Source organism: Neptunomonas phycophila (assembly GCF_001922575.1).
GTDB classification, from domain to species: Bacteria; Pseudomonadota; Gammaproteobacteria; order Pseudomonadales; family Balneatricaceae; genus Neptunomonas; species Neptunomonas phycophila.
Window position 1 is genome coordinate 1581498 of record NZ_MRCI01000001.1, and the last position, 26566, is coordinate 1608063.

Here is a 26566-nt window from a genome sequence, read left to right on the forward strand (position 1 = left end):
CCGAGTATTCAATTACGACCTCTACTCCATTACACTGCATTCTATGATGACGATGCACAACAAGCAGTATTAGAGGACTTTTGAGTGCAAGCTGATTTTCATGCCCAACTACACGCTTTTTTTGAGCAACAGCAGGCGCTTTTTACTCAATGGTTGACGCCATCCCCTGAAGCATTTCAGACCATGAGTAATGATCAAATGAAAGCCGCCGCCATGATGGCATCTAAAACAGCGGGGTTCCTCAAACAAAGCACCCAACTCTTAGAGCAGCTTAAAGCCAAAGCACTAGACAAAGGCCTTATAGACTCACTCATTCGCCAATTAAGCGAACAAACACAACAACACTCACTAGATAGCATTTTAAAACAGTGGCAAATACCTCATCAATTTCAAGCGGCTATCGAAAAAACTACCGCACAAAATCCCAATGCTTTATTTAGCACATGGCGCCACACACTGCTTTTTACCTGTCCTGAGTTTCATGCAATGCATGAAGAACGAATTAAAGCGGGTTGTGAACATCTAGCCAACTACCAAGCAGCTTTACACACCTATATACAGCAGAGCACCCAAATAACAGAGAGTGCGGTTAACCGCTTAAAGCACGCGCTTGAGCATAATGAGCAGCCAATAGAGTCTTTAAACCAATTACACGAGCTGTGGGTTTGCTGCTACGAAGATGCCTATGCAGAAGCGATCAGGCAAGAAACCTACCAGCAAGCGTATGGAAACATTACCAATTGCTATATGGCTCTAGTCGCTTTCCAACAGGACATGCAACTAAGCGTGTATGAGCAACAAGGCTTAGCCACGCACAAGGGATTAGATAGCACTCTACAGCAGCAAAAAGCGCTGCATAAAGAAATGAAAGCAGTCAAAAAGCAACTAGAGGAGCAACGGTTGCTTAATGAACAATTGACACACTCTCTTATAGAATTAAGCCAACAATTTGAACAAATAGGTGGTAACCTGCTACCAAAAACCTCTCAGGCGACACAAGAATAAATACTAAAATGAAAAACCTGAAACTGGACGCCCAACAAGTTCAGGACGAACTAACAGAGCTCACTCAGAACTTAAGAAAAAGTCAGTTAACGCTGAATAGCTTACCCAACATCGATGTGGCTTCCACACCAAGTCACTGTATATATAAGCGCGACAAATTGTCGTTATTGTATTTTGAAAGCACGCAGCCTAAAGAAGATCGCGCATCTCATCCCATTTTTATTTGCTATGCCCTAGTCAACCGATGGTACATGATTGATTTAGACCCCGAGCGTTCATTGCTAAGATCGCTATTAGCAAGAGGTTTAGATGTCTATGTTTTAGATTGGGGCTACCCTGACAAAGCTGATCGTTTTCTTGATCTAGATGATTATATCAATGACTACCTAGATGATTGCATTGACCAAGCCTTAGCACATTCAGGTTCTACTGAGTTGGATTTAATGGGGATCTGCCAAGGCGGCACTTTTAGCTTGTGTTATACGGCTTTACACCCGCAGAAAGTTCGCAAACTTATCACCGCCGTTACACCGGTTAATTTTCAGACGCCTGACAATATGTTACAAAAATTGTCACAGCATACAGATATTGATTTGGCTGTTAAAACCTACGGAAATATACCGGGTTCTTTTCTTAACCATGTTTATAGCTCACTTATGCCAATGCGATTGGGCATACAAAAGAACTTGAATCTTCCAAAACATCTAACAACAACGGAATCAGCTCTGAGCTACCTTCGCATGGAAAAATGGTTATACGACTGCCCGGACCAAGCAGGAGAGGCATTTAAAGAGTTTATAACCCTATTCTTTAGAGAAAACCGATTTGTAAACGGTGGCTTAACCATAGGAGGAACTGACGTTAACTTATCTGAAATCAGGCATCCTATCTTAAATATCTATGGTCAGCATGATCACTTGGTTCCAGCTGATTCATCGCTCGCGTTAAAAGCCGTGTGCCCTCACAGTCAGTATTCCGAACTCTTAGTTAAAGCTGGGCATATTGGTGTTTTCGTAAGCCGAAAAGCCCATAAACTTGTGCCCGATACCATTGTTAAATGGCTTGCAGAGTAACAATAAAAAAGGCCGCAAACCAAAGTCAGCAGCCTTTCTTAATATTTGTTATCGCGCTTTATTTGTCGCTATCTTTTTCTGTTGGCTCTGCATCATCAGCTTTTGCGCTACTGTCAGCTGACCCTGTTCTGCTTGCCCCAGGTTGAAACATATTCCAGACAGCCATATTTTGATCGGCAATTTTGTTCATCATGGTTAGCGGGTTAGCGGCACCAATCATACTTTGCATCTGCTCACGAATCCTTTCTTGGTGCTCTAAAAACGCCGCTATGCTTTGTTCAAGGTACTGACTCATCATTCCTTGCATGCTGTCACCATAGAAACGGATAAGTTGCTGCAGCACTTGATTAGTCAGAAGCGTTCCGTGCCCTTCCCCTTCTTGCTCGCTGATGATCTGCAATAAAATGTTACGTGTTAAGTCATTGCCTGTTTTTGAGTCCAGTACTTGGAAGGGCTCAGAATTTAAAACGAGTTCTTTTACATCTTCAAGCGTTACATAACAACTACGCGAAGTATCATATAAGCGGCGATTTGTATATTTACGAAGAATACGCACTTCTGGTTCTCTCTCTGTCACCATAAACCCTTAAATGTGTCGAGCTGGATTATTTTTTGTCGTTACTCGATGAGTTGTATTGGCTCATCATACCCAGCATCATTTTTTGAAAGGCTTCAACCGAGCCCACGCTATTTGTTAAATAGGGTTTGAGTAATGTTAACGGGTCATAGCCTTCAACACCCGCTTCCATTTGTTCTTTAATTTTACTGATCATTTCGTCTTGTAATGAGGCTACATCCGGTAAGCCCATTACTTTACGAAACTCTTCTGGTGTCATGTCCACATCAATTTTAAAGTTCATAAATAGAACCCTTTATTATTAGTTTATAAAACAGGACGAAGTTCACTATATAGCGATAATTACCGCAGTGCAAAAATCAATTTTTAGCCCCTGCTTTATCAATAGGATAGACCCAAGTATAAGTTAAAATAAGCGCAACCGCACAAATGATAGACGCCATCAGAAAACTCACCATAGAACCATGGGATTGCCAAAACATTCCCGAGAGCACAGCTCCCAGAGTCCCACCTAAACCAAAGCCAACGCTGGAAAACAACGCCTGACCTCGACCTTGTGTATTTGCATCAAAAAAATTATGGACTAAAGCTACCCCAGTTGAATGCAAAGCCCCAAAAGTAAATGCATGCAACAATTGGCTCATCAATAGTAAGACGATATTCGTTGGGTACAAAGCAATCACAGCCCAGCGTACCACCGCCATTAACAAGCTAAACAACATAACCCCTCGCACTCCAAAGCGGCCTATCATTCTGTGCATAAAAATAAACGCCACTACTTCAGCCACAACACCTAAGGACCACATGTAACCAATTTCACTTCGGTTAAAGCCTTGATCCTCTAGCATCACACTAAAAAACGTATAATAAGGACCGTGTGATAACTGAACTAAGAATGTTGCAGCAAAGAAAGCGATGACTGCAGGCCTGCATAATGTGCTAAGGAACATCCCGCCTTTTGAATGTTCGGTTGATTCTAAAACAGTAGAAGTATCGCCAGCCGGCACCAAACATGCATTGAGCCATATCATGATCATCAAAAGAAGCATGATGACAGGTAACCAAGAGACACTAATAAAATCGAAGATATAACCCAGAGCCACTACCGTTAAAGTAAAGCCAATAGAGCCCCATACGCGTATTTGACTATATCGCTCCCGCTTATCGCCCAGATGATTGAGTGTAACGACCTCAAACTGTGGCAAAACGGCATTCCAAAAGAAGCTGTAGGCCAGCATAATGAGGCCTATACTCCATGCACTCTCTTGCCAAAATATGCCCAGAAACAATAGCCAAGTAGCCGCGGCGCCCCAACGGATAATTGACATGCGTTTACCCGTCTTATCGGCTAGCCAGCCCCATAAAGAAGGCGCAAAAATACGAGAGCAGTACAAAGTCGCCATAAGAAAACCAATGGCTTTGGCATCAAAATTGAGTTGTTTTAAGTAAAGCGACCAGTAGGGCATCATTGCGCCCAACAGCGAGAAGTAGAAAAAATAGAAGCCTGAGAGTCGTTTATAGGGCAGTTTGCTCATCCTTGACCTTCTATAAAAAGTAATGCCCTACTCCATTGATTGGACTAGGGCATTGCACACCACCAGTAAAACGGTGGCGATGTAGAGTTTTCGGTGGGCTTACAGCTGGCTAATACCACCCATATAAGAACGCAGCACTTCAGGGATAATTACCGTGCCATCGGCTTGCTGGTAATTTTCTAATACCGCGACCAAAGTACGACCAATGGCCAAACCAGATCCATTCAACGTATGTAGCAGTTCTGGTTTACCCGTTTCAGCATTTCGGCTACGCGCCAGCATGCGGCGGGCTTGGAAGTCAGTCATATTGGAAATAGACGATATTTCACGGTATTTATCCTGACCAGGCAACCATACTTCTATATCGTATGTTTTAGCCGCACCAAAGCCTAGATCACCGCCACACAACGCAACAACTCGGTAAGGTAATTCTAATTTTTGCAAAATGGCTTCGGCATGCCCTGTCATCTCTTCCAGCGTTTCCCAAGAAGTAGCAGGATCAACAATTTGTACCATCTCGACCTTTTCGAACTGATGCTGGCGAATCATACCGCGAGTATCTTTGCCTGACGCGCCAGCTTCGGAACGGAAGCACGGTGTATGAGCAGCAAACTTAAGCGGCAAACGATCGGCGTCTACGATAGTATCGCGCACCATATTAGTAACGGGCACTTCTGCAGTAGGGATCAAATAATACTGGCGGTCACCGAATGGTACTTTAAATAGATCTTCACCAAACTTTGGTAGCTGTCCAGTACCACGCAAGCTATCTTCATTGACCAAGTAAGGTACGTAAGCTTCGGTATAACCATGCTCGTTTGTTTGAACATCTAACATGAATTGAATTAGTGCTCTGTGTAAACGCGCCATTTTTCCTGTCATAACCGCAAAGCGGGAACCCGTAAGCTTAGCAGCCGTTTCAAAATCTAAACCACCATCTTGCTCGCCCAGGGCCACATGATCTAAAGGCTCAAAGTCAAACTCGCGTGGAGTTCCCCAGCGACGGACCTCAACGTTATCGTCTTCGTCCATGCCATCAGGAACACTTGCATCAGGCAAATTAGGCATTCCCATCAATAAGTTATCGAGCTCGTCAGCGACGGCGGTTAGCTGCGCCTTAGCTGCATCCAACTGGTCGCCTAAATCTTGTACTTCGGCCAACAAGGGTTTGATATCTTCTCCAGCAGCCTTGGCTTTACCAATGCTTTTGGATCGTGTGTTTCGCTCGTTTTGAAGATTTTCAGTTTGCACCTGTATATCACGACGCTTAGCTTCAAGCTCGTTATACAAATCCAATGGAAATTCATATTTTTTCTTAGCCAGCTGTTGCGCAACAGCTTCAGGGTTAGAACGGACAATTTTTGTGTCTAACATATTTCTTAAAAACCTTAATCAAAACAAGCGAGTGAACCAAATACCGACGCTTAACGCGATGATGCATAAAATGACGCTTAATAATACATAGATTAGGGCGGACATGGTATGCCCTTCCTGCAAGAGAGCCACCGTTTCTAATGAGAAAGATGAAAAGGTAGTAAATGCCCCTAGAAAACCGACCATTAACATGGGACGTAACTCAGGTGATAACTTGGCCTTTTCCATTATAAGGACAAACAGAATCCCCATTACCAGCGACCCTATAACATTACAGCTCAAGGTTCCTAAAGGTAACTTATCAGCTTTGCTATTAAGCATCCCCGCCAACCAATAACGACTTACCGCCCCTAAAGCACCGCCAAAGCCTACGGCTAACAATATCTGCATTGATTTTTCCTCTTAGCAGCCAAAAACGGGTGTTTATCTGAAGAAAAGCCTACCAAAGGTAGCAGAGTTTGGGCAGTGATTTACTCAGATAAGAGTTATGTATAGCGTTTTTGCGGGCTGGCCTGGTCTAGCTCATTCAACTTTTCAAACTTAGCTCGAATCTTAGACTCAAGCCCTCTATCGCTTGGCTGATAATATCGGCGCTGTGCTATCTCTTCTGGAAGATAAACTTCACCTGCCGCGTAAGCATTAGGTTCATTATGCGCATAACGATATTCTGCACCGTAACCTAGGTCTTTCATTAATGATGTTGGCGCATTACGTAAATGAACAGGCACTTCGAAATCGGGGTCTTGGCGCACATCTGATCGGCATTGATTATAAGCCATGTATAAAGCATTGCTTTTAGGGGCCGAGGCACAATACACAGCCGCTTGGGCAATAGCACGTTCCCCTTCTGCTGGCCCTACTCGCTCAAATGCGTCCCAAGCGGATAACGCTACTTGCATGGCCCGAGGGTCTGCATTACCAATGTCCTCTGAAGCGATAGCGACTAATCGGCGAGCAATATACAAAGGATCACAGCCTCCTTCTAGCATGCGGCAGCACCAATACAATGCACCATCAGGTGATGACCCTCTCACTGACTTATGGAAAGCCGATATCATGTCGTAAAATAAATCACCTCGCTTATCATAACGTCGTACGTTGCCTGCTAGCACTTGCGATAACGCGCTTAATCGAATGGCTTCTGAACCGTCTTCTTGCTTTTCGGCAAAGTCTGCGGCGATCTCCAGCAAATTTAATGCACGTCTTGCATCTCCATCTGCGGCCAGTGCTAACTGAGCCAACGCTCCTTCTTCAAAGGTGAGCTGCCTTTGACCTAAACCCTGCACCTCATCTTTAAGCGCTTGATTTATTACCGCTTGAGTCTCTTCGGTTGTTAGATTCTTTAAAAGATAAACCCGCGCCCGAGAAAGTAAGGCGTTATTGAGCTCAAATGATGGATTTTCAGTCGTGGCACCAATAAACAAGAAGGTCCCGTCTTCAATATAAGGCAAAAAGGCATCTTGTTGTGATTTGTTAAAGCGGTGCACCTCATCAACAAACAAGATAACTTTTTGCTGGTGAGAAACAGCTATTTGCTTGGCTTCATCGACAGCGGCACGAATATCTTTGACACCTGAGAGGACAGCCGAGATTGTCATAAAGTGAGCATCACACGTATTAGCCACTATTTTAGCTAACGTTGTTTTCCCAACACCTGGTGGCCCCCATAAAATCATTGAATGCAGCATCCCTTGCTCTATTGCTGCACGCAACGGTTTACCCTCGCCTAGAAGATGAGATTGCCCTATGTAGTTGGCAAGCGTGGTGGGACGCATTTTGGCCGCCAGTGGTTGATACACTGGCGAGGGGGCTCCAAACAAATCATCCATTACATCTGGTCGCTGATAATCACATCGACACCTTCAGGGGGTGTAAATTCAAACAGGGTATCGCTAAATGCCGGGTTAATGCTTGAGTTATGAAGAACGATCGTCGTTTGCTGTCCCAATACATCCTGAAGCATTAGCTCGGACATCACGCCATTCGAAAAATAAATGCGGATCCGCTGAAAACTACTTTGATTGTCTTTGGGTTGAAGGTCAAACAATTGCGAGCCGGCATCACTGACCGGCATGCTAATATCAAACTTCTCTTGCAACTCTTCGATGTTGCCATTGAGGATGAGTGCCGCCCCATTAGTGTCTTCTAGGTTTACGGGTTTACGCGTTGCTTGCTCCAAATCAGGATCATAAATCCAAACATTGTCACCATCACTAACGATTAATTGTGGGAATGGTGTGTTGGTCTCCCAGCGAAACTTTCCTGGGCGCTCTATCTGCATCTCACCCTTGCTAATTTCTGACTCACTTGATTGATCAGAACGAGTAATTTGCTCGAAATCGGCACTAAAGCGCTCGTAACTTTTTAGCACACTGCTTAGCGCTTGCGCGGGATCTTTTTCTGTCTCATCGGCAAACACACTCACTGGCATCACACACAATAAAGCGGTTAAACAGTGTGTTACGAATGTTTTTTTATTAAGCACTAATTGCATCCATTAATTCCTCACTGGCGGCGGAGCTAATACTTCGCGCTGACCATTACTTCCTGCTTCGGTAACCACTCCCGCCGCTTCCATCGTTTCTATCATGCGTGCAGCACGGTTATAACCAATCTTTAATTTGCGCTGCACACTGGAGATGGAGGCTTTGCGGGTTTCTGTTACAAAAGCAACGGCTTCATCATAAAGAGCGTCTTGCTCCTCATCAAATAGACCACCGCCACTGCCCATAGTTGCATCGCCGCTGCTCTCATCCAGAATAGAATCAATGTAAACCGGAGAGCCTAATTGTTTCCATGCTTCAACTACTCGATGCACTTCGTCATCACTCACAAATGCGCCATGGACTCGATTAGGGACACTTGTTCCAGCGGGCAAATACAGCATGTCGCCGTTACCTAATAAGTTCTCTGCGCCCGATTGATCAAGGATGGTACGTGAATCAATCTTAGAAGATACTTGAAAGGCAATACGCGTAGGGACGTTGGCTTTTATCAAGCCAGTGATGACATCGACAGAAGGTCGCTGCGTAGCCAAAATCAGATGAATCCCTGCGGCACGGGCTTTTTGAGCGATCCGGGCGATTAATTCCTCTACTTTTTTGCCGACAATCATCATCATGTCAGCAAACTCATCAATAACGACGACGATATACGGAAGCGATTCCAAATAAGGCGCGGGTGTACCTTCTGGTTCCCCGTGCTCCTCTGCCTTCCAAAGTGGATCTCGAATAGGCTCATTGCGCTGTTCAGCTGCTTTAACTTTATCGTTAAATCCAGCTAGATTACGCACCCCCATTTTTGCCATTAAGCGATAGCGACGCTCCATCTCCCCCACACACCAACGCAAACCGCCTGCGGCCTCTTTCATATCAGTGATAACAGGTGTCAATAAATGCGGTATGCCTTCGTAAATAGAAAGCTCCAGCATCTTTGGGTCAACCATCATCAAGCGGACTTCTTCAGGAGTTGCTTTATACAGCAAGCTCAGTAGCATAGCGTTAACACCAACGGACTTACCCGAGCCTGTAGTACCCGCGACCAGTAAATGTGGCATCTTGGCAAGGTTAGTTACCACAGGGTTCCCCGCTATATCGTTACCCAAGCCCAGAGATAAACGCGATGATGATTCTTTGTAGGATTTTGAGTTAAGGACCTCGCTTAGGCGCACCATTTGTCGCGTCTCGTTGGGTATTTCTATACCCATGACGGATTTACCGGGGATAACCTCCACAACACGCACACTCAACACCGCTAATGAGCGAGCCAAATCTTTTGATAAATTAGTAATTTTACTGGCTTTTACTCCCGGTGCTGGCTGTATCTCAAAGCGAGTGATAACAGGACCTGGGTTAACTTCAACCACCTCGGCTACAACCCCAAAATCCTTCAGCTTGCTTTCTAGCAAACGCGACATATCCTCTAGTTGCTCGTCGGTATAGCCGGTTTCTGTATGTAATTCAGGAGGATCAAGTAGATCCATAGAAGGAATTTTTTGTATAGACCGCGCTGGGCGTCTATCCATAGCAGGCGTGTTTAGATCTACTTCATCTTCCGTTTTAATTGGCTGATGCGTTTCAGCCAAAGGTACAATTTTGAGCGCTTTTTTCTGTTCTGTACTGAGTGGGTTGCCCTGCCCTACTGAACCGGTCGGTGTTAATGATGATGGCTTAGGGGTAGCCGGATCCACTACGGGTATACCAGCAATCGTAGGCGCCGCTGCCTTAACACCTTCATCAAAGGTAGGGTTCGTGCTAGACGACACCACGTTAGTGACGACAGGGATATCAACCTCTTCAGTGGTTTGTACCGGAGAAGACAATAGCTCGCCAGTTGATTCATTAACATCAAACGAGCGATTGGCAGACAAAGACAAATGGCTTTTATCCAGGTCATACTCGGTATTGCCCCGGACTGGCGTTGACGTTAATGGCGTTAATGGCGTTGCAGTTGGAGCCGTAGCGGCTGTGTTACCGGTTTGTGCAACCGGTCTGGCTTTAGGCTGCTCAAAGCGTTGTTTAAATTGCTCACGTAAAGATTCAGCGCGCTCCTGTACCGAGGTTTCTGAACCTTTAGTCGGTTTTGGCTTGAACGTAAATAACTGACCTATAGAGCCCACTTTAAGCACAGAATTACCGACGGCATCGAGCATTTGTCCCCATGAGCACTCAAGATAAAACGTCAATCCAATCAGAAGCGTAGCGAGCAAAAGAACACTGCTTCCTAAAATGCTGAACCACGAAACCATCACGTCCGATATTGCTTCGCCAAGCAGCCCCCCACTTGTAAAGCTGTAACCTAAACTGGCATTGCTGACATGGATAGACGCTAATGTGCTAAGCGTTGTTACGATAAGCAACACGCCTAATGCTCGCAGCATCACAAACGGAAGCCCATCCAATAACGAAATTTCACCTCGAATCATGAAACGAATAATGGGTAAACCAATAACAAATGGTATTAACCACGCCGCAACCCCCAGAAAAGAAAAAGCTATATCTGAGACAAGCGCCCCGCCTTTCCCGGTCCAATTTTGAACTTCAGGATGATACCCAAGATGAGACCACCCCGGATCTTTGGGGTGGTAGCCCAATAAACTCAGTAATAAAAAAAGACACAGGGCTGCAATAACTAACAGCACAAAACTTTTACTTACGCGTGCCAGTAAATCCATAAACGCTTGCGGGCTGGCTGATCGCATTTTATCCACTCAATATCCTTAAACTTGAAGCACTGATAACAAACCGACAAAAATAGCACAATTGCTAACTTTCTGCTCTGCACAGACAACGTAAAATATGATTGTTTCCCATAAATGTGATGCTATTTACGAAGTAACACACGCGCCCTATCGCAGGCTAAGCTATATCCTTAAGAGTAATCATTATTAGCCGTTGCGAATAATTTCTGTGTATCATATTGCATCTTTACTTAACCGCTTCTAACAAGTGCAACTTGAGGTAGCGAAAAGTTTTATTGAAGGCAGCTTTACTGCTTTTAATGATTTTTAAACCAATGTCATTGCATTTTAAGGGCTGCGCCCCATCATATGTAGATATTGTATCAATACGAGTTGGATTTAAGGCTACTATCATGAGCGAAACACAACACCATCAACTAATTATTTTAGGTTCCGGCCCTGCTGGCTATACAGCAGCCGTTTACGCAGCACGTGCTAACCTTAACCCAGTCGTTATTACGGGTATGCAAGCAGGTGGACAATTAACCACCACGACCGAAGTTGATAACTGGCCTGGTGATGTAGAAGGCGTTCAAGGCCCAGAGCTAATGGAACGTATGAAAGCTCATGCTGAACGTTTCGACACTCAAGTTCTCTTTGATCATATCAACAAAGTAGATGTAAAAAACCGCCCTTTCACTCTTACCGGCGATATGGGAACTTACACCTGCGACGCCCTCATAATCGCAACCGGCGCATCGGCGCAATACCTAGGTTTAGAATCAGAAGAAGCCTTCAAAGGTAAAGGGGTAAGCGCATGTGCAACATGCGATGGATTCTTCTATCGCAACCAAAAAGTAGCGGTTATCGGTGGTGGTAACACCGCAGTAGAAGAAGCACTTTACTTATCAAACATTGCAGCCGAAGTTACACTAATTCATCGCCGCGATAGCTTGCGTTCTGAAAAGATCTTGCAAGACAAACTGTTTGAGCGCGCTGAAAATGGCAACATTAATATCATTTGGAACCATCAGCTAGATGAAGTCCTTGGCGATGATATGGGTGTTACTGGTGTACGCATTAAAAGCACAGACGGCAGCTCTACTCAAGAACTAGACTTATCTGGCGTATTTGTAGCGATTGGCCACAAACCAAACACAGATATTTTTGAAGGCCAATTGGAGATGAAAGACGGCTATTTAAAAATCCAGTCTGGACTTGACGGTAACGCGACACAAACTAGCGTACCAGGTGTTTATGCGGCGGGTGATGTTTGCGATCATATTTATCGACAGGCTATTACATCTGCTGGCTTCGGTTGCATGGCCGCGCTGGATGCTGAGCGCTTCCTTGATGGGCTAACCAAGTAATAAAGCAGTAGTTTTTCGCTGTTATATCAACAAGGAGGGAAATCACCCTCCTTTTTTATTGCTCATCACATGAAACAGGTTTAACGTCTTACCACACTTGCCCGCATAAATAATTCGACAGCCGATTAATAATGATACCTTGGTTATCCCCTACTCATTTAGATTTCCCTCCAGTCGACGATGCACTACAAGAGCCCAACGGACTGCTAGCCGCGGGAGGTGACTTGTCCGCCCAACGCTTAGTTAACGCTTATAGGCATGGCATTTTCCCTTGGTTTAGTGAAGACGAACCTATCCTTTGGTGGAGTCCTAACCCTCGTTGCGTACTTAAGCCAAGCGACATTTATATTTCTAAAAGCATGAAAAAACACATGAAGAAGCATGCTTGGAACGTCACCTTCGACCACGCTTTTAATTCCGTTATTGAGCACTGTTCTGCGCTACGAGAGGAATCGGGTACTTGGATTACGGACGAAATAATCACCGCTTATCAATCGCTCCACCAACAAGGTGTTGCACACTCGGTCGAGGTCTGGTCTGAGCATGGAGAGCTTATAGGGGGGCTTTATGGTCTTGCTATGGGCAAGTTGTTCTTTGGTGAATCCATGTTTAGTTTAAGACCTAATGCGTCGAAGGTAGCTTTTATTAAATTAGCACGCCAACTTAACACATGGGGCTACCCATTAATTGACTGCCAAGTGCATAACCCCCATCTTGAAAGTTTGGGGGCTATAGGGATTTCACGGGACGAATTTTTACTCTATATTAATAGCTATATAGACAGCGAACCAGAACACCAATGGATATTTGACCATAGCTGCTAAGCTATCGTTAATGGTGATTTTAGCTAGATGACAGACCTTAAAGAATTGCACTTTTTTGCAACCCCTGAGCATAACTGCAGTTATATTGAGGGCAATAAAGCAAAAACTTTGTTTGTAGATCCTCAAACAAGTATCAGTGTGGGTGCGTTTAGCCAATTATCAGACCTAGGCTTTCGTCGAAGCGGCAAGCATATTTATCGTCCCCACTGCGAGCAATGCCAAGCGTGTATATCTGTCAGGATACCCGTAGCCACTTTTAAGGCTAGCAAAACCCAGCGCCGAATTATCAGCCGCAACAAAGACTTAGTTATTAAACATGCCACCCCACACTGCAATGACGATTATTTTGATCTATATACACGCTACATCAACGAGCGTCATGCGGATGGCGACATGTACCCTCCCACGAGAGAGCAGTTTGTTAGCTTTCTAGTCGACGGAGACCAACCTTGTGAGTTTATCGAGTACTACTTAGAAGATACTCTTATAGCTGTCTCTGTGACCGACACGCTTACTCGTGGCCTCTCGGCCACCTATACTTTTTACGATCCGAGCCCAGAATTTAGCAAGCGAAGCCTAGGGACTTTTGCAATTTTATGGCAAATTGCAGAATGTGAGCGATTAGGGCTCGATTATTTATACCTTGGTTATTGGGTACAATCGTGTAGAAAAATGAAATATAAAATAGGATTTAGGCCTATGGAATTCCTTATTGATGGCCAATGGATACTTATTCGATGAGTTTTTCCTGTATTTCTTTTGATATCCCCGCGTAATTAAGGCAAAATACGCCGCTCTGAGAATAGGACATCGTTCGAAATCAGCCCTTTCCACAGGTAGGTAATTAATGGCTAAAGAAGATAGCATTGAAATGGAAGGTACCGTGATCGACACTCTGCCGAACACAATGTTCCGCGTAGAGCTCGAAAACGGCCACGTAGTAACGGCACATATCTCTGGTAAAATGCGTAAGAATTACATCCGCATCTTAACTGGCGATAAGGTTAAAGTTGAACTAACACCATACGATTTGACTAAAGGTCGCATCGTATACCGCGCTCGTTAGTACAGTAAAGTGCACACTTGGGTGCACTTCCCGCAAAGATTTGCTAGTGGCGACTTAAACAGTCGCCACTATTGTTTCTAGAGCAAGTTCATCTTTCTCATCAACTGAAATATGCACTTCCCCGCCCTCATTAGCTAAGTCACCAAACAAGATCATTTCGGCAAGTGGCTTTTTGAGCTTCTCTTGAATCAAACGCTTCATTGGACGCGCCCCCATTTTCTCGTCATATCCATGACTGGCCAACCAAGCACGCGCCTCATCATCAACCGTAAGCACCACTTTCTTCTCGTCCAGTTGAGCTTGCAGTTCTGTTAAGAATTTATCCACCACGCCAATGATAATATCTGTTGATAGTGGTTTAAATTGGATAACCGCATCCAAACGATTCCTAAATTCAGGCGTAAAGAGTCGCTTAATGGCTTCCATTCCATCTGTCGAGTGATCTTGATGCGTAAAACCAATAGATGGTCTACTCATTGCTTCTGCACCCGCATTGGTAGTCATAACCAGTATGACATTGCGAAAATCAGCTTTACGGCCATTGTTATCAGTTAACGATCCGTTGTCCATTACCTGAAGCAGGATGTTGAATACTTCGGGATGCGCTTTCTCAATTTCATCCAACAACAGTACACAGTGAGGGCTTTTAGTTATCGCTTCAGTTAATAGCCCGCCTTGGTCATACCCAACATAACCCGGAGGCGCTCCTATCAGGCGCGAAACTGTATGTCGCTCCATATACTCAGACATATCAAAGCGCACTAGCTCAATACCCAAAATGCGGGCAAGCTGGCTAGTTACTTCTGTTTTACCCACCCCTGTTGGGCCAGCAAACAAGAAGTTACCCACGGGTTTATGCGGATCATTAAGGCCTGCGCGTGACAAGCGAATAGCGGATGACAGGCTATCAATGGCTTCATTTTGCCCCAGCACAACCATCTTGAGGTTGTTATCCAGCTTTTTAAGCTGCTCTTTATCCGATACAGACACTGTTTTAGGAGGAATGCGAGCGATCTTGGCCACGACGGTTTCGACTTCATGCAAACCAATAACAGGGCTTCGCTTATCGGCACTTAGCAAACGTTGATATGCGCCAGCTTCGTCGATGACATCAATCGCTTTATCCGGCATGTGCTTATCATTAATGTATCGGTCAGCTAACTCAGAGGCCGCTTTTAATGCTTCGTCGGTGTACTCGATTTCATGGTGTTGCTCAAATTTTTTCCGCAACCCGCGCAAAATTTCATATGTTTCATCAACGCTAGGCTCAAGCACGTCAATTTTTTGGAAACGACGCGCTAACGCCCTGTCCTTTTCGAATATTCCACGGAACTCTTGGAACGTTGTTGAACCAATACAGCGCAAATCCCCAGAGCTAAGCAGCGGCTTGAGTAAATTAGAAGCATCCATTGAGCCGCCAGAAGCTGCACCGGCCCCAATAATGGTATGGATTTCATCGATGAACAGAATCGACTTTTCTGCTTTTTTAATTTCTCCCAGCAAAGCTTTTAAGCGTTTTTCAAAATCACCGCGGTACTTAGTACCCGCAAGTAACGCACCTAAGTCTAAGGAATAAACAATACTACCTTGAATCACTTCCGGGACTTCTTCATCCACAATCAGCTTAGCCAGACCTTCAGCTATAGCGGTTTTACCCACGCCAGCTTCACCCACTAATAACGGGTTGTTTTTACGACGGCGAGACAAAATTTGGATAACACGTTCAACTTCGGCAGCGCGGCCAATGAGCGGATCAATTCGACCTTCTGCCGCTTGCTGATTAAGGTTTACCGCATACTTGCTTAGTGCCGTTGCGCTGCTTTGAGCGCCTTCATCATCATTTTCGGCCGCTGCTTCGTCTTCATCATCAGCTGATTTACCTATGCCATGAGAGATAAAGTTAACAACATCTAACCGTTCAACGCCTTGCTGCTGAAGAGAGTAAACCGCTTGGCTTTCTTGCTCGCTAAAAATAGCGACAACAACGTTAGCACCGCTAACTTCGCTTTTGCCAGATGATTGCACGTGGAATACAGCACGCTGCAGTACACGCTGGAAACCTAAAGTTGGCTGGGTTTCCATATTAGGTATATTTTCAGGTAGGAGTGGAGTGGTCTCATCAATGAAATCTGATAAGGTTTGACGTAAATTTTCTAAATTCGCACCGCAAGCATTAAGCACCTTGGACGCGTCACTGTTTTCGAGCAATGCTAACAATAGATGTTCAACCGTCATAAACTCATGACGTTTTTCTCTTGCTCCTTTAAACGCTGCACTTAACGTATCTTCAAGTTCACGATTTAACATAGCCACGCCTCCGCTATACAGCTTCTACTTCGGACAACAACGGGTGTTTGTTATCTCTAGCATATTGATTCACTTGTGTTGCTTTAGTTTCAGCGACGTCACGAGAAAAAACGCCACAAAGGCCTTTTCCTTGTGTATGCACCGAAAGCATTACTTGTGTTGCCTTCTCCTGATTCATATTAAAAAAGATCATTAATACTTCTACTACAAACTCCATAGGAGTGAAATCATCATTCATCAAAACGACCCGATACATAGATGGTCTTTTGAGTTTAGGCGCTGCTTCTTGAGTTACCAAGCAACCGTGGTCGTTATTATTGTCCTCATCCTCAGACGATAATCTTGTTTTAACCGATTTTATTACTTCAAACATGAATTTACTCTGTAAATTTTTATTAAAAAAAATACAATGATTAGCACAGCCTTAACAGAATGCTATACTAATTGTAACAGGAGATGGATTTCTGATATCCCTGTTAGAATAATATGGAAGATTCACTCTTAGTTACAACTCTTTCATTTGAGTGTAGCAGGAGTGAGCGGTATAGGTCTGCTATCTGCAGGTAGACCTTAAACAGTTTTAACTAGGAGTACGTGATGCAGACAGGGAAAGTTAAGTGGTTCAATAATGCTAAAGGGTTCGGCTTCATCATCCCAGATGAAAATTACACCGAAGATCTATTTGCCCATTATTCAGCAATACAATCAGAAGGTTATAAAAGTCTTAAAGCAGGACAAACCGTAGAGTTTGAGACAACTCCAGGCCCCAAAGGGCTGCATGCGGTTAACATCACCCCCATCGCTTCATAATTCTTTAATCACCTTCATTTGCTGATTACAGGCAAAGCAGCAGTTTACTGTTGTTTTGCCTGTTAGAAGGTCAGTTTTATACAAGTTGCTAAATTAGCAATAGACTGTTTCATCAGCCCCAAAATAGTACTGTCTCACTTTATATACACTGTTATTCAATCTTGCATGCGCTTATTGCATCTTCTTTGTATAATTATGCCCCACTTTCCTGCTTAGCTTTAGGCCTTTCATGTCTAACATCATTCTATTAAATAAGCCTTATCATGTCTTAAGCCAATTTTCTGAATCTGGTGAGAAAACTACACTAGCTAGTTTCATTAAAACGCCGGGATTTTATCCTGCTGGCCGTTTAGACTTTGATTCCGAAGGCTTAATGATTTTAACAGATGATGGCGCATTGCAGCATCACTTAGCACATCCACAGTTTAAAATGGAAAAAACTTACTGGGCTCAAGTGGAAGGCATAGTATCTGCCATGGCAATTGAACAGCTAGCAAAAGGGGTGGTTTTGAAAGACGGCCTTACGCGTCCTGCCAAAGCCCGCGCTATAGCCCCCCCGCATGTTTGGGATCGCCTCCCACCTATTAGAGAGCGCAAAGATATTCCGACCACATGGATAGAATTAAAGATAACCGAAGGGAAAAACAGGCAAGTAAGAAGAATGACGGCCGCCGTAGGCCACCCTACACTACGGCTTATTCGATACGCTATTGGAGCGTGGACTATTGAAGGCTTAGCGCCGGGTGAGCAGCGCCAAATGGAAGCAAATATTACCATCCCTTCCAAAAACAAGCAGCGCCCCCTAAAAAACCAACGCTCTACCGCCGCAAAAACAGGTGGCAAAGCCTCTACAAGAAAACCAACCAAGGGATCAAAGCTATTAAAAACTAAACGCTAAAGCGGATATAGCGTTTTTACCACTGAGACGCTTTGTCTAGGTCTGATTGTTTTTGCTCTACCCATTTAGGGTTTTTGCCGATTTCTTTTTTCCAGAACGGCGCGTCCCTTTTTAGATAATCCATAACGAACTGGGCTGCTTCGAAAGCTTCCGCACGATGCGGACACGAAACCCCTACAAACACAATATTGTCAGCAAGCAGCAAACGGCCCACACGGTGCACGATGTGCAGTTTGTTAATGTCCCAACGTTCACAAGCTTGGTTAGCAATAGCCAACAATGCTTTTTCGGTCATACCTGGGTAATGCTCTAAAAACAAGCCTTCAAAATCATTGGTGGTCTGATCCCTAACCAAGCCCGTAAAGGTAACGACAGCTCCAGATGATACATTGCCCAATGATAACCAATGATGTAACTGTGCAATATTAAAGTCTTCTGTTTGCACATCAATTCTAATTGAGTCCATATCGTTTCCGCGTCATCACTGTTTAAGAAAAATCATACCATTAATGCTAGTATTTCCACGAGTTACCTAGGAGATTCATATGAGTTGGACACCGCATGCTACCGTTGCCGTTATTATTGAGCAAAAAGGTCTATTTTTGATGGTGGAAGAAATCGACAATGGCCAACATGTTTTCAACCAACCTGCTGGCCATGTAGAAGAAGGTGAAACATTCGAACAAGCCGCCATTCGTGAAACACTTGAAGAAACAGGCCTTAACGTAGCGCTTACCGATCTTGTCGGCTTGTATACGTGTGAAGGCAGTAATGGCGTAACGTATCACCGCTTATGCTATGTCGCCTCCATCTTATCGGCAGAACCCAACTATCAACTTGATAATGACATTGTAAGAACACTATGGATGTCCCGTGAAGAGTTAATTGCACAATTCGATCAAATTCGAAGCCCCCTGGTACTGGCATGCATTGACGATTATCTGGATAATCGGCGGTTTCCCGTAAATTTTGTACGCAACATTTAACACTGACCCAATTAGTTCGAGTATTTCATGACCCAAAATCATACTGCAAAAGTTATCGTCGGCATGTCTGGCGGTGTCGACTCTTCTGTTTCTGCGCTTTTACTAATGCAGCAAGGCTATCAAGTAGAAGGCCTGTTCATGAAGAACTGGGAAGAAGACGACGGCACTGAATATTGCACAGCAATGGATGATATGGCCGATGCCCAAGCAGTTTGTGACAAGCTATGCATTGTGCTCCATAAAGCCAACTTTGCGGCTGAGTACTGGGATAATGTATTTGAATACTTTTTAGCGGAATACAAAGCCGGCCGCACTCCTAACCCCGATATCCTATGTAACCGGGAAATAAAATTTAAAGCATTTTTAGAGTACGCGATTGAATTAGGAGCTGACTTTATTGCAACAGGTCACTACGTACGTCGCGGTGAAAGAGACGGACACACGTGCTTACTAAAAGGCTTAGATAACAACAAAGACCAGAGCTACTTTCTCCACCAAGTGGGAGAAAACGAAATTAAGAAGACCTTATTCCCCGTGGGTGAGCTTGAAAAGCCTGAAGTTCGCCGGATAGCAGAAGAACACGACCTTATTACTCACAACAAAAAAGACAGTACTGGCATATGCTTTATCGGAGAGCGCCGCTTTAAAGACTTTTTACAGCAATACTTACCGGCTCAGCCTGGAAAAATAGAAACAGAGAGTGGAGACGTCATTGGTGAACACTCGGGTTTGATGTATTACACCATAGGGCAACGTCAAGGCTTACATATCGGCGGCCTCAAAAACTACCCAGAAGAACCGTGGTTTGTTGCAGGTAAAGACCTAGAGCGTAACGTGTTAATCGCCGTTCAAGGTATAGAAAACGACTTGCTCTTTACTGATTGGTTAACGAGTGACTCTTTGTTTTGGATAAATGGACAAGCACCACAAACCCCTTTTCACTGCAAAGCAAAAGTCCGTTATCGTCAAGAAGATCAGGATTGTGTACTTGAAAAACAAGAAGATGGATCTTATATAGTCCACTTTAACGAAGCGCAGCGCGCTATTACCCCAGGGCAATCCGTCGTCTTTTATAAAGATGATCTTTGTTTAGGTGGTGGTGCTATCGAATCGACTGGAAAAAAGGCGTAATTAATGTCTCGTGAACATGATGAACAAACCATAGCTTTAGCCGCCATGTTTCAAGTGGCGACCTTAGTCGATCAAATAGCCACTCGAGGCATGGTACCTCAACACAGCCTTGAGTCTTCTATTTATAGCTTATTTGTTGATTCACCCAATATTACCGAAGATGTATTTGGCGGGGTTAGTAGCTTACCCAACAATTTAGGTATGGGCATCAAGACGTTAAGCGACCTGGTTGAAAAAAAAGGCGATGTGAAAAACAACAACATCACCAACTATGTATTAAGCCTAATGATGCTTCAATCCAAGGTGCGCAAAACACCTGGCATGCTTGAGACAATTAGCGATCGACTAGACGACATTAGAGAGAAGACTCACTATTTTAGCCCAGATGTGTCCAACCCTATGGACGAGCCATCAGCGTTCACGCATTCCAGTATCATTGCCAACATCGCTAACCTATACCAAGACACAATCAGCACTTTTAATTTTAGAATACAGGTCTCTGGAGACCCACGACATCTGCAAAACGCAGAAAATGCCGCTAAAATTCGTGCCCTATTACTTGCTGGTGTTCGTGCTGCCATTTTGTGGAATCAAGTAGGTGGTAAGCGCTGGCACATGTTGTTTTTCCGCTCTCGAATTAGACCTTCTCTACAAAAAATCCGATAAAGAAAAAGGTAAATTTGTCGAAACCTACTACACTTAACATGTAAGGACTTACAGTTTTTCTAAGAGTGAGGGTGAATGACAATTTCGAACGCATACTGTAAAGGACTGAGCCTGCTGGAGTTGCTTATTGCAGTGGCTGTTTTAGGTATTATCGTATCATTCGCCTACCCTTCTTACAGCGCTTATAAAGATAAAGTAGATAACGGTGTCGCTATATCTCAACTGCAAGTACTAATTGATAAAATCGAGATTTTCAACGCAGTGAACAATCGCTTCCCAAATTCCCTTGACGAACTCAGCTTATCCGATGAACAAAAGACAGATCCATGGGGTAACAACTATGTTTACCTCAATTTATCAACAGTAAAAGGTAATGGGAAAGTCAGAAAAGATAAAAACTTGAAGCCAATCAATGGTGCGTACGACCTTTACAGTAAAGGAAAAGACGGAGACTCCACCAGCCCTATTAACGCTAAGAAAAGCCAAGATGACATCATTGTTGCCAACGACGGTTCCTATATCGGCTTAGCTTCTGATTATTAATGAAAATAGAGCTCGAAATATTTAAGAGTAAAATAGCCCGTCGGCTTTTTATTTTGTGCTTCTCCATTGTAATAGTCCCTATACTATTTACAGCACTTATCTCTAATCACGAAATAAAAAAGCTACTGACTCAAGGTCAGAGCACACTTATTCGCGAAAGCACCAAAAGCTACGGGCTTGACATGTTCGAGCGTCTCTATAATGCCCAAAGCCACCTAAAACTTGTGATCGAAACACAAGCTTTGGATAATAATTTAGACGACTCCGATCAGGAATTATTATCTGAATATTTTTTAAGCATCGATAAAACTCCGTTAGAAGTCAGCCAAGGCACTAACATAGGGAATTTTGAATACCCTTCGCTAAAAGTAACCCAAAACGGAGACGAGCTGTCGATCTCTTTTCACGTCACTCAAACCAATGGACCACAAGCAACTTTATACACGGCTGAGCTAAACCAAGAATATTTATGGGCAGACACCTATTTAGATGCGTATGAAGAGCTGTGTGTATACACAAAAAAACTACTATTGCTTCACTGCTCTAATAACCCACCAAACTTCGCAGCTATCACGCAATTAAATCAAAAAGAGAGCAAGTTAATCCAGTGGATGAACGAAGAACAGGAAGAAATGCTCTCTGCTCATTGGCAGCTATACCTAGGTCATCAATTTAAAAGCAGCGACTGGATTTTAGTCACTAGCAAGCCAGAGTCTATAATTTTCAAAGACTTATACAGCTTTCAAAACTTACTTTTCCTTGGTATTGCACTAGCCCTATTATTAACAACGTACGCAATTCTGTTCCTTGTAAAGAAGCACCTAAAACCAATTGATGCATTACTGTTAGGTACTCAGGAAATTTACAAAAACAATTTGCAACATAAAGTGCTTATTAAAACAAACGACGAATATGAAGATTTAGCTAATTCATTCAACACAATGACTACCAAGCTATCATCAGAGTCTGATATAAGCACAGCGCTCACAGAGATTGATGAAAAACTGATAACTAGAGCAGCGTTTTCAGAATGTATGGAATCGATCATTCGCAATATACCACTCTTAACAGCCGCCCATAGCATCTTTGCTTATGTATCCGATTCCATTAACGAAACCAGTTATTCTAGTTATCGATTTGACTGTAAAGACAATAAGCTGCATGTAAAGGACCATATACTGCAGGATCCAACTATTGCCTTCGACGATATAGAGCCCGGCACAAGTGTTTGTTTTTCTTACGATCAAATAAAATCACGTATAACAACCCCTTACCTCTCTATTGATAGCAGCTACACCTTGTTTCAATTATCAAACGAACAGCACCTGAGAGTTTTCCTTATCGTTGCTAACGATCGTAAAACATATCATCCACGCACAAACGAATACTTTCAGCACAGCTCAATTGTGTTAAATGCTCTACAAAGAGACAAACTTTTAGAGTCGCAAGCCAATACAGATAGTTTAACGAAATTACATAACCGGAAGTACTTTCAAGAACAAGTTTCAGCCTGCTTGGACAACCTTGCTACGCCCTGTAAGGAATCCTTGTTAATGTTTATCGATCTTGACCGATTCAAAAACATTAACGATACATTGGGCCATCATATTGGCGATTTATTATTACAAGAGGCGTCCATACGCTTACTTAAATCAATTCCCAGCAATGCTATCTGTGCTCGATTTGGAGGTGACGAATTTACTGTTTTCATCCCAGACTCAACAAACATCAACGCTGAAAACATCGCCACAGCAATTATTACTGCGCTGTCTGACAGCTACTTTATCGGCGGTTATCATGCGATTGTCAGTGCGAGTATTGGCATAAGTATTTCACCTAATGATGCAACGAGCTTTGATGAATTATTACAATGCGCAGATTTAGCGATGTACAATGCCAAGGAGAATGGTAGGGAGCAATGTAGTTTCTACAACAAACAACTCAGTGAACAGCTCACTAAACGCGTCGATATGGAACGGTATGTAGCCAACATACTGAATAAAAATCAATTAACGGTCTATTATCAACCAAAGCTAGATTTACACACCATGACCATCTCCGGCTTCGAGGCTCTTTCACGCTTTAGCCATCCAACTAAAGGCTCTGTATCCCCTTTCGATGTATTTGCCGTTGCTGAGGATACAGGACGAGTATTAGAACTGGGTTATTTTGTACTACATCAAGCCTTGAAACAGCAGGTAGCGTGGGAGCAACAAGGATTATGGTCCGGTAAAATGGCCGTCAATGTATCCCCAGTTCAACTATTTGATACTCATTTTTTAGCCCATTTAGACCTGTATTTAGAAAAAACAGGCGCTGATCCTCGCAACTTAGAGTTAGAAATTACAGAAGGCGTTTTAATTGACGATCCAGAAGGAGCAGCGTTACTCTTACGCAAAATCCATGACCGTCATATTAGTATTGCATTGGATGATTTTGGTACGGGTTATTCATCGTTAGCATACATTACAAATCTGCCAATCGATCATCTAAAAATTGACCGAGCTTTTATCGTACAAATAGATGAAGGTGAAAAATTTAGAGGTGTTCTACAATCCATAATTAGTATGGCTAAGCACTTAGGTATGCATGTTACGGCTGAGGGCATTGAAATTGAAAGCCACCTTAATTTTTTACAAGCCGCTGAGTGCGATTACATACAAGGGTACTTTTATAGCAAACCGCTTAGTGCTGAGGGTGCGGCACTGTTCCTTGAAACACATTGCTTATAAAAACACCGCACAAGTTCATCCTTTGTCCAGAGTGTAGGCTGAATCTAACTACAGATTTTCGTTATATTTTCCGCTATAATCCCGCCTTCTTTTTAACCCTATAGCTACAGCGAGACGATACATGGAGCTTTCTGCACTCACCGCCGTTTCTCCGGTAGATGGCCGTTACGGCAGTAAAACTGCTGACTTACGCCCTGTTTTCAGTGAATTTGGTTTAATCCGCAACCGCGTTTTGGTTGAAATTCGTTGGTTACAAAAACTGGCCTCACACCCCCAGATTCAGGAAGTTCCTGCTTTCAGCGATGAAGCAAACGCACTTCTTAACGATATAGTTGATAATTTTAGCGAAGCGGATGCAGAGCGCGTAAAAGAAATTGAGCGCACAACAAACCATGACGTTAAAGCCGTAGAATATTTGATCAAAGAAAAGATCCAATCTAACGCTGAGCTGCAGGCCATCAACGAATTTGTTCATTTTGCTTGTACTTCCGAAGACATCAACAACTTGTCTCATGCATTAATGCTTCGTGACGGCTTAGCCGTTGTAAAGCCACAAATGCAAAAAATTGCTGATGAAATTGCTCGCATGGGTCGCGATTACGCTACGCAACCAATGCTGTCTCGAACACATGGGCAAACGGCTTCTCCGACAACGGTCGGTAAAGAAATGGCAAACGTAGCTCATCGTTTGCAACGTCAGATAAAACAACTCAACAATGTAGAGTTCTTAGGCAAAATCAACGGTGCCGTTGGTAACTACAATGCTCACCTATCTGCCTATGCCGATATCGACTGGGAAGCCAACGCTAAAGACTTTATCGAAGGTCTCGGCATTAGCTGGAACCCATACACAACTCAGATCGAACCTCATGATTACATAGCAGAGCTGTTTGATGCTGTTTGTCGTTTCAACACCATTATCATCGACTTTGATCGTGATATCTGGGGTTACATCTCCATGGGTTACTTCAAGCAGAAAACGATTGCGGGCGAAGTCGGCTCCTCTACTATGCCGCACAAAGTTAACCCAATTGACTTCGAAAACTCTGAAGGCAACTTAGGTATTGCAAACGCCATCATGCAGCACCTAGCCGCTAAATTACCTATCTCCCGCTGGCAGCGTGATCTAACCGACTCAACGGTTCTTCGTAACATGGGCGTAGGTTTTGGCTACAGCGTCATTGCTTACCAATCTACCTTAAAAGGTATTTCTAAATTAGAGTTAAACGCCGCGCGCTTAGACGAAGATCTAGAGAATGCGTGGGAAGTGCTAGCGGAACCTATCCAAACGGTGATGCGCCGTTACGCTATCGAAGAGCCTTACGAAAAGCTAAAAGCGCTGACACGGGGTCAAACTATGAGCAAGTCTACAATTCTTGCTTTTGTTGACACCCTAGAAATGCCAGAAGCCGCTAAAGCAGAGCTCAAAGCACTGACACCGCATAACTATATTGGTAACGCCGTAGAGCAAGCTAAGAAAATCTAAGTGTTTTCTTTAATATAGCTCTCAACACCTAAGTGGCTTTAAATTATTAAAAGCCACTTAGGTAAATCCTTCCTCTTCTCTTCGCTTCCCCTTCTTCTTTATTTTCGCGTAATCTATCGGTTTAATTGCTGTAAAGCTGGAATAAATCTTCTCTGTGGCAGTCTATACATCAGACTTACTAACGACTAACCGTAAAAGGATTGAATAATGCGTAAATTATGGGCTCCGGCCATATTAATGAGTTCTTGCTTACTCGTACCTCACGTTAACGCAGGATGGTCGGATTTAGTTGATAAGGTCAAAGATGAAGGTGGTAGCGTACTCAAAGACTCCCTCACATCGGGTAACAACACAGGCTCGTCCTCATCATTGGAGACGTCCACCATCATAGAGGGGTTAAAAGAATCGTTATCAGTCGGCACCCAACGTGCGGTAGCTATAGTCTCTGCAAATGGCGGCTACCTAAATGATGCTGACATACGAGTCCCCTTGCCTAACGGCTTAGATAAGCTGTCGGGAGCTTTACGCCAATTTGGTATGGGCGATCAGGTCGACGAGTTTGAAAACTCTATTAACCGTGCCGCAGAAAAAGCCGCACCTAAAGCTGCCTCTATTCTTTCTGAAACCATTACCAACATGAGTTTTGAGGATGCGCGCACTATATACTCAGGTGGCGATGACGCAGCTACTCAATATTTAAAGGACAAGTCAGGCGATAAGATTGCGGCTTTATTCAAACCTGAAATCAGCTCGGCTTTATCTAGTGTTGATGCAACCCGCTCGTACGATCAACTCGCCAAAAAAGCGGCTAGCCTACCCGTCGTCGGAGAATCAATCGACACTGATTTGACTGACTATGTAACAAACAAAGCGCTCGATGGCTTGTTTTTAAAACTAGCCGAGCAAGAAAAAGCGATTAGAGAAAACCCCGCTGCTAGAACAACAGAGCTTCTGCAAACGCTATGGAAATAGCGTAGCCTTTACCCATAAAAAAGCCCCTACCA

At 43.7% G+C, this 26566-nt stretch carries 26 protein-coding genes; 15 read left to right on the forward strand and 11 right to left on the reverse strand.

Annotation, left to right across the window (positions count from 1 at the left end; translation table 11 throughout):
- Positions 1 to 84 precede the first annotated feature (84 nt).
- On the forward strand, positions 85 to 1005 hold the full coding sequence (locus tag BS617_RS07235) for a poly(R)-hydroxyalkanoic acid synthase subunit PhaE (RefSeq protein WP_075172173.1): 921 nt from the start codon (positions 85 to 87) through the stop codon (positions 1003 to 1005).
- A gap of 8 nt (positions 1006 to 1013) precedes the next feature.
- Entirely contained in the window at positions 1014 to 2078 is a 1065-nt protein-coding gene (phaC, locus tag BS617_RS07240; RefSeq protein ID WP_075172174.1) for a class III poly(R)-hydroxyalkanoic acid synthase subunit PhaC, read from the forward strand.
- A 58-nt stretch (positions 2079 to 2136) separates the two neighbouring features.
- On the opposite strand, the gene phaR is transcribed toward phaC, so the two are convergent.
- From phaR to BS617_RS07280, 8 genes are all read right to left on the reverse strand, one after another.
- Entirely contained in the window at positions 2137 to 2658 is a 522-nt protein-coding gene (gene phaR, locus BS617_RS07245; RefSeq protein WP_246283338.1) for a polyhydroxyalkanoate synthesis repressor PhaR, read from the reverse strand.
- A gap of 25 nt (positions 2659 to 2683) precedes the next feature.
- Positions 2684 to 2938, reverse strand: a complete 255-nt coding sequence (locus tag BS617_RS07250; protein ID WP_075172175.1) for a DUF6489 family protein — start codon at positions 2936 to 2938, stop codon at positions 2684 to 2686.
- A gap of 76 nt (positions 2939 to 3014) precedes the next feature.
- Positions 3015 to 4190, reverse strand: a complete 1176-nt coding sequence (locus BS617_RS07255; protein WP_083609964.1) for an MFS transporter — start codon at positions 4188 to 4190, stop codon at positions 3015 to 3017.
- A 99-nt stretch (positions 4191 to 4289) separates the two neighbouring features.
- A complete protein-coding gene (serS, locus tag BS617_RS07260; RefSeq protein WP_075172176.1) occupies positions 4290 to 5564 on the reverse strand; it encodes a serine--tRNA ligase in 1275 nt (424 codons plus the stop codon).
- A gap of 18 nt (positions 5565 to 5582) precedes the next feature.
- The gene (crcB, locus tag BS617_RS07265) at positions 5583 to 5954 is read right to left on the reverse strand and encodes a fluoride efflux transporter CrcB (protein WP_075172177.1); all 372 of its coding nucleotides are present in this window, start codon (positions 5952 to 5954) and stop codon (positions 5583 to 5585) included.
- Between the two features lie 95 nt (positions 5955 to 6049).
- On the reverse strand, positions 6050 to 7393 hold the full coding sequence (locus BS617_RS07270) for a replication-associated recombination protein A (protein ID WP_075172178.1): 1344 nt from the start codon (positions 7391 to 7393) through the stop codon (positions 6050 to 6052).
- Entirely contained in the window at positions 7393 to 8058 is a 666-nt protein-coding gene (gene lolA, locus BS617_RS07275) for an outer membrane lipoprotein periplasmic chaperone LolA (protein WP_075172179.1), read from the reverse strand. The genes BS617_RS07270 and lolA overlap by 1 nt, the downstream gene beginning before the upstream one ends.
- A 3-nt stretch (positions 8059 to 8061) precedes the next feature.
- On the reverse strand, positions 8062 to 10764 hold the full coding sequence (locus BS617_RS07280) for a DNA translocase FtsK (RefSeq protein WP_075173483.1): 2703 nt from the start codon (positions 10762 to 10764) through the stop codon (positions 8062 to 8064).
- Positions 10765 to 11156: 392 nt separating this feature from the next.
- Here BS617_RS07280 and trxB point away from each other — a divergent pair, with 392 nt between their 5' ends.
- The 4 genes from trxB (at position 11157) to infA (ending at position 14003) form a co-directional block, all read left to right on the forward strand.
- Entirely contained in the window at positions 11157 to 12113 is a 957-nt protein-coding gene (gene trxB / locus BS617_RS07285) for a thioredoxin-disulfide reductase (RefSeq protein WP_075172180.1), read from the forward strand.
- A gap of 131 nt (positions 12114 to 12244) precedes the next feature.
- On the forward strand, positions 12245 to 12937 hold the full coding sequence (gene aat, locus BS617_RS07290; protein WP_075172181.1) for a leucyl/phenylalanyl-tRNA--protein transferase: 693 nt from the start codon (positions 12245 to 12247) through the stop codon (positions 12935 to 12937).
- A 27-nt stretch (positions 12938 to 12964) separates the two neighbouring features.
- Entirely contained in the window at positions 12965 to 13678 is a 714-nt protein-coding gene (locus BS617_RS07295) for an arginyltransferase (RefSeq protein WP_075172182.1), read from the forward strand.
- Positions 13679 to 13784: 106 nt separating this feature from the next.
- Positions 13785 to 14003, forward strand: a complete 219-nt coding sequence (infA, locus tag BS617_RS07300; RefSeq protein ID WP_075172183.1) for a translation initiation factor IF-1 — start codon at positions 13785 to 13787, stop codon at positions 14001 to 14003.
- 54 nt (positions 14004 to 14057) lie between these two features.
- On the opposite strand, the gene clpA is transcribed toward infA, so the two are convergent.
- Together clpA and clpS are read right to left on the reverse strand one after the other, a co-directional pair.
- Positions 14058 to 16310: an ATP-dependent Clp protease ATP-binding subunit ClpA gene (gene clpA, locus BS617_RS07305; RefSeq protein ID WP_075172184.1), complete on the reverse strand. Its 2253-nt coding sequence runs from the start codon at positions 16308 to 16310 to the stop codon at positions 14058 to 14060.
- Positions 16311 to 16323: 13 nt separating this feature from the next.
- The gene (gene clpS / locus BS617_RS07310) at positions 16324 to 16683 is read right to left on the reverse strand and encodes an ATP-dependent Clp protease adapter ClpS (RefSeq protein WP_075172185.1); all 360 of its coding nucleotides are present in this window, start codon (positions 16681 to 16683) and stop codon (positions 16324 to 16326) included.
- A 224-nt stretch (positions 16684 to 16907) separates the two neighbouring features.
- Here clpS and BS617_RS07315 point away from each other — a divergent pair, with 224 nt between their 5' ends.
- Both BS617_RS07315 and BS617_RS07320 read left to right on the forward strand, forming a co-directional pair.
- Entirely contained in the window at positions 16908 to 17120 is a 213-nt protein-coding gene (locus BS617_RS07315) for a cold-shock protein (RefSeq protein ID WP_075172186.1), read from the forward strand.
- 229 nt (positions 17121 to 17349) lie between these two features.
- Complete coding sequence (locus tag BS617_RS07320; protein WP_075172187.1) at positions 17350 to 18018, forward strand: pseudouridine synthase; 669 nt, start codon at positions 17350 to 17352, stop codon at positions 18016 to 18018.
- Positions 18019 to 18034: 16 nt separating this feature from the next.
- Here BS617_RS07320 and BS617_RS07325 read toward each other — a convergent pair whose 3' ends face one another.
- On the reverse strand, positions 18035 to 18484 hold the full coding sequence (locus BS617_RS07325) for a molybdenum cofactor biosynthesis protein MoaE (RefSeq protein WP_075172188.1): 450 nt from the start codon (positions 18482 to 18484) through the stop codon (positions 18035 to 18037).
- Positions 18485 to 18563: 79 nt separating this feature from the next.
- On the opposite strand from BS617_RS07325, the gene BS617_RS07330 reads away from it, so the two are divergent.
- From BS617_RS07330 to BS617_RS07360, 7 genes are all read left to right on the forward strand, one after another.
- Positions 18564 to 19004 carry an NUDIX hydrolase gene (locus tag BS617_RS07330; protein WP_075172189.1) on the forward strand — a complete coding sequence of 147 codons (441 nt, stop codon included), beginning with the start codon at positions 18564 to 18566 and terminating at the stop codon, positions 19002 to 19004.
- Between the two features lie 27 nt (positions 19005 to 19031).
- Positions 19032 to 20135 carry a tRNA 2-thiouridine(34) synthase MnmA gene (mnmA, locus tag BS617_RS07335; protein ID WP_075172190.1) on the forward strand — a complete coding sequence of 368 codons (1104 nt, stop codon included), beginning with the start codon at positions 19032 to 19034 and terminating at the stop codon, positions 20133 to 20135.
- A 3-nt stretch (positions 20136 to 20138) separates the two neighbouring features.
- Positions 20139 to 20801, forward strand: coding sequence for a high frequency lysogenization protein HflD (gene hflD / locus BS617_RS07340; protein WP_075172191.1), 663 nt, complete (start codon positions 20139 to 20141; stop codon positions 20799 to 20801).
- A gap of 75 nt (positions 20802 to 20876) precedes the next feature.
- Positions 20877 to 21344, forward strand: coding sequence for a prepilin-type N-terminal cleavage/methylation domain-containing protein (locus tag BS617_RS07345; protein ID WP_075172192.1), 468 nt, complete (start codon positions 20877 to 20879; stop codon positions 21342 to 21344).
- A 182-nt stretch (positions 21345 to 21526) separates the two neighbouring features.
- On the forward strand, positions 21527 to 24076 hold the full coding sequence (locus BS617_RS07350) for an EAL domain-containing protein (protein ID WP_170870328.1): 2550 nt from the start codon (positions 21527 to 21529) through the stop codon (positions 24074 to 24076).
- 121 nt (positions 24077 to 24197) lie between these two features.
- Entirely contained in the window at positions 24198 to 25562 is a 1365-nt protein-coding gene (gene purB / locus BS617_RS07355; protein WP_075172194.1) for an adenylosuccinate lyase, read from the forward strand.
- 207 nt (positions 25563 to 25769) lie between these two features.
- Positions 25770 to 26534, forward strand: a complete 765-nt coding sequence (locus BS617_RS07360) for a DUF4197 domain-containing protein (RefSeq protein WP_075172195.1) — start codon at positions 25770 to 25772, stop codon at positions 26532 to 26534.
- The last annotated feature ends 32 nt before the right edge of the window (positions 26535 to 26566 follow it).

Coding starts and splice junctions, on each gene's coding strand:
- BS617_RS07350 (WP_170870328.1), top strand. CDS start 21,527: ATGTTCGAGCGTCTCTATAATGCCCAAAGCCACCTAAAACTTGTGATC.
- aat (WP_075172181.1), top strand. CDS start 12,245: ATGATACCTTGGTTATCCCCTACTCATTTAGATTTCCCTCCAGTCGAC.
- trxB (WP_075172180.1), top strand. CDS start 11,157: ATGAGCGAAACACAACACCATCAACTAATTATTTTAGGTTCCGGCCCT.
- BS617_RS07315 (WP_075172186.1), top strand. CDS start 16,908: ATGCAGACAGGGAAAGTTAAGTGGTTCAATAATGCTAAAGGGTTCGGC.
- BS617_RS07255 (WP_083609964.1), bottom strand. CDS start 4,190: ATGAGCAAACTGCCCTATAAACGACTCTCAGGCTTCTATTTTTTCTAC.
- clpS (WP_075172185.1), bottom strand. CDS start 16,683: ATGTTTGAAGTAATAAAATCGGTTAAAACAAGATTATCGTCTGAGGAT.
- clpA (WP_075172184.1), bottom strand. CDS start 16,310: ATGTTAAATCGTGAACTTGAAGATACGTTAAGTGCAGCGTTTAAAGGA.
- BS617_RS07250 (WP_075172175.1), bottom strand. CDS start 2,938: ATGAACTTTAAAATTGATGTGGACATGACACCAGAAGAGTTTCGTAAA.
- purB (WP_075172194.1), top strand. CDS start 24,198: ATGGAGCTTTCTGCACTCACCGCCGTTTCTCCGGTAGATGGCCGTTAC.
- BS617_RS07325 (WP_075172188.1), bottom strand. CDS start 18,484: ATGGACTCAATTAGAATTGATGTGCAAACAGAAGACTTTAATATTGCA.
- BS617_RS07320 (WP_075172187.1), top strand. CDS start 17,350: ATGTCTAACATCATTCTATTAAATAAGCCTTATCATGTCTTAAGCCAA.
- BS617_RS07295 (WP_075172182.1), top strand. CDS start 12,965: ATGACAGACCTTAAAGAATTGCACTTTTTTGCAACCCCTGAGCATAAC.
- BS617_RS07280 (WP_075173483.1), bottom strand. CDS start 10,764: ATGCGATCAGCCAGCCCGCAAGCGTTTATGGATTTACTGGCACGCGTA.
- lolA (WP_075172179.1), bottom strand. CDS start 8,058: ATGCAATTAGTGCTTAATAAAAAAACATTCGTAACACACTGTTTAACC.
- hflD (WP_075172191.1), top strand. CDS start 20,139: ATGTCTCGTGAACATGATGAACAAACCATAGCTTTAGCCGCCATGTTT.
- crcB (WP_075172177.1), bottom strand. CDS start 5,954: ATGCAGATATTGTTAGCCGTAGGCTTTGGCGGTGCTTTAGGGGCGGTA.
- mnmA (WP_075172190.1), top strand. CDS start 19,032: ATGACCCAAAATCATACTGCAAAAGTTATCGTCGGCATGTCTGGCGGT.
- BS617_RS07330 (WP_075172189.1), top strand. CDS start 18,564: ATGAGTTGGACACCGCATGCTACCGTTGCCGTTATTATTGAGCAAAAA.
- phaC (WP_075172174.1), top strand. CDS start 1,014: ATGAAAAACCTGAAACTGGACGCCCAACAAGTTCAGGACGAACTAACA.
- BS617_RS07270 (WP_075172178.1), bottom strand. CDS start 7,393: ATGGATGATTTGTTTGGAGCCCCCTCGCCAGTGTATCAACCACTGGCG.
- serS (WP_075172176.1), bottom strand. CDS start 5,564: ATGTTAGACACAAAAATTGTCCGTTCTAACCCTGAAGCTGTTGCGCAA.
- infA (WP_075172183.1), top strand. CDS start 13,785: ATGGCTAAAGAAGATAGCATTGAAATGGAAGGTACCGTGATCGACACT.
- BS617_RS07360 (WP_075172195.1), top strand. CDS start 25,770: ATGCGTAAATTATGGGCTCCGGCCATATTAATGAGTTCTTGCTTACTC.
- BS617_RS07345 (WP_075172192.1), top strand. CDS start 20,877: ATGACAATTTCGAACGCATACTGTAAAGGACTGAGCCTGCTGGAGTTG.
- phaR (WP_246283338.1), bottom strand. CDS start 2,658: ATGGTGACAGAGAGAGAACCAGAAGTGCGTATTCTTCGTAAATATACA.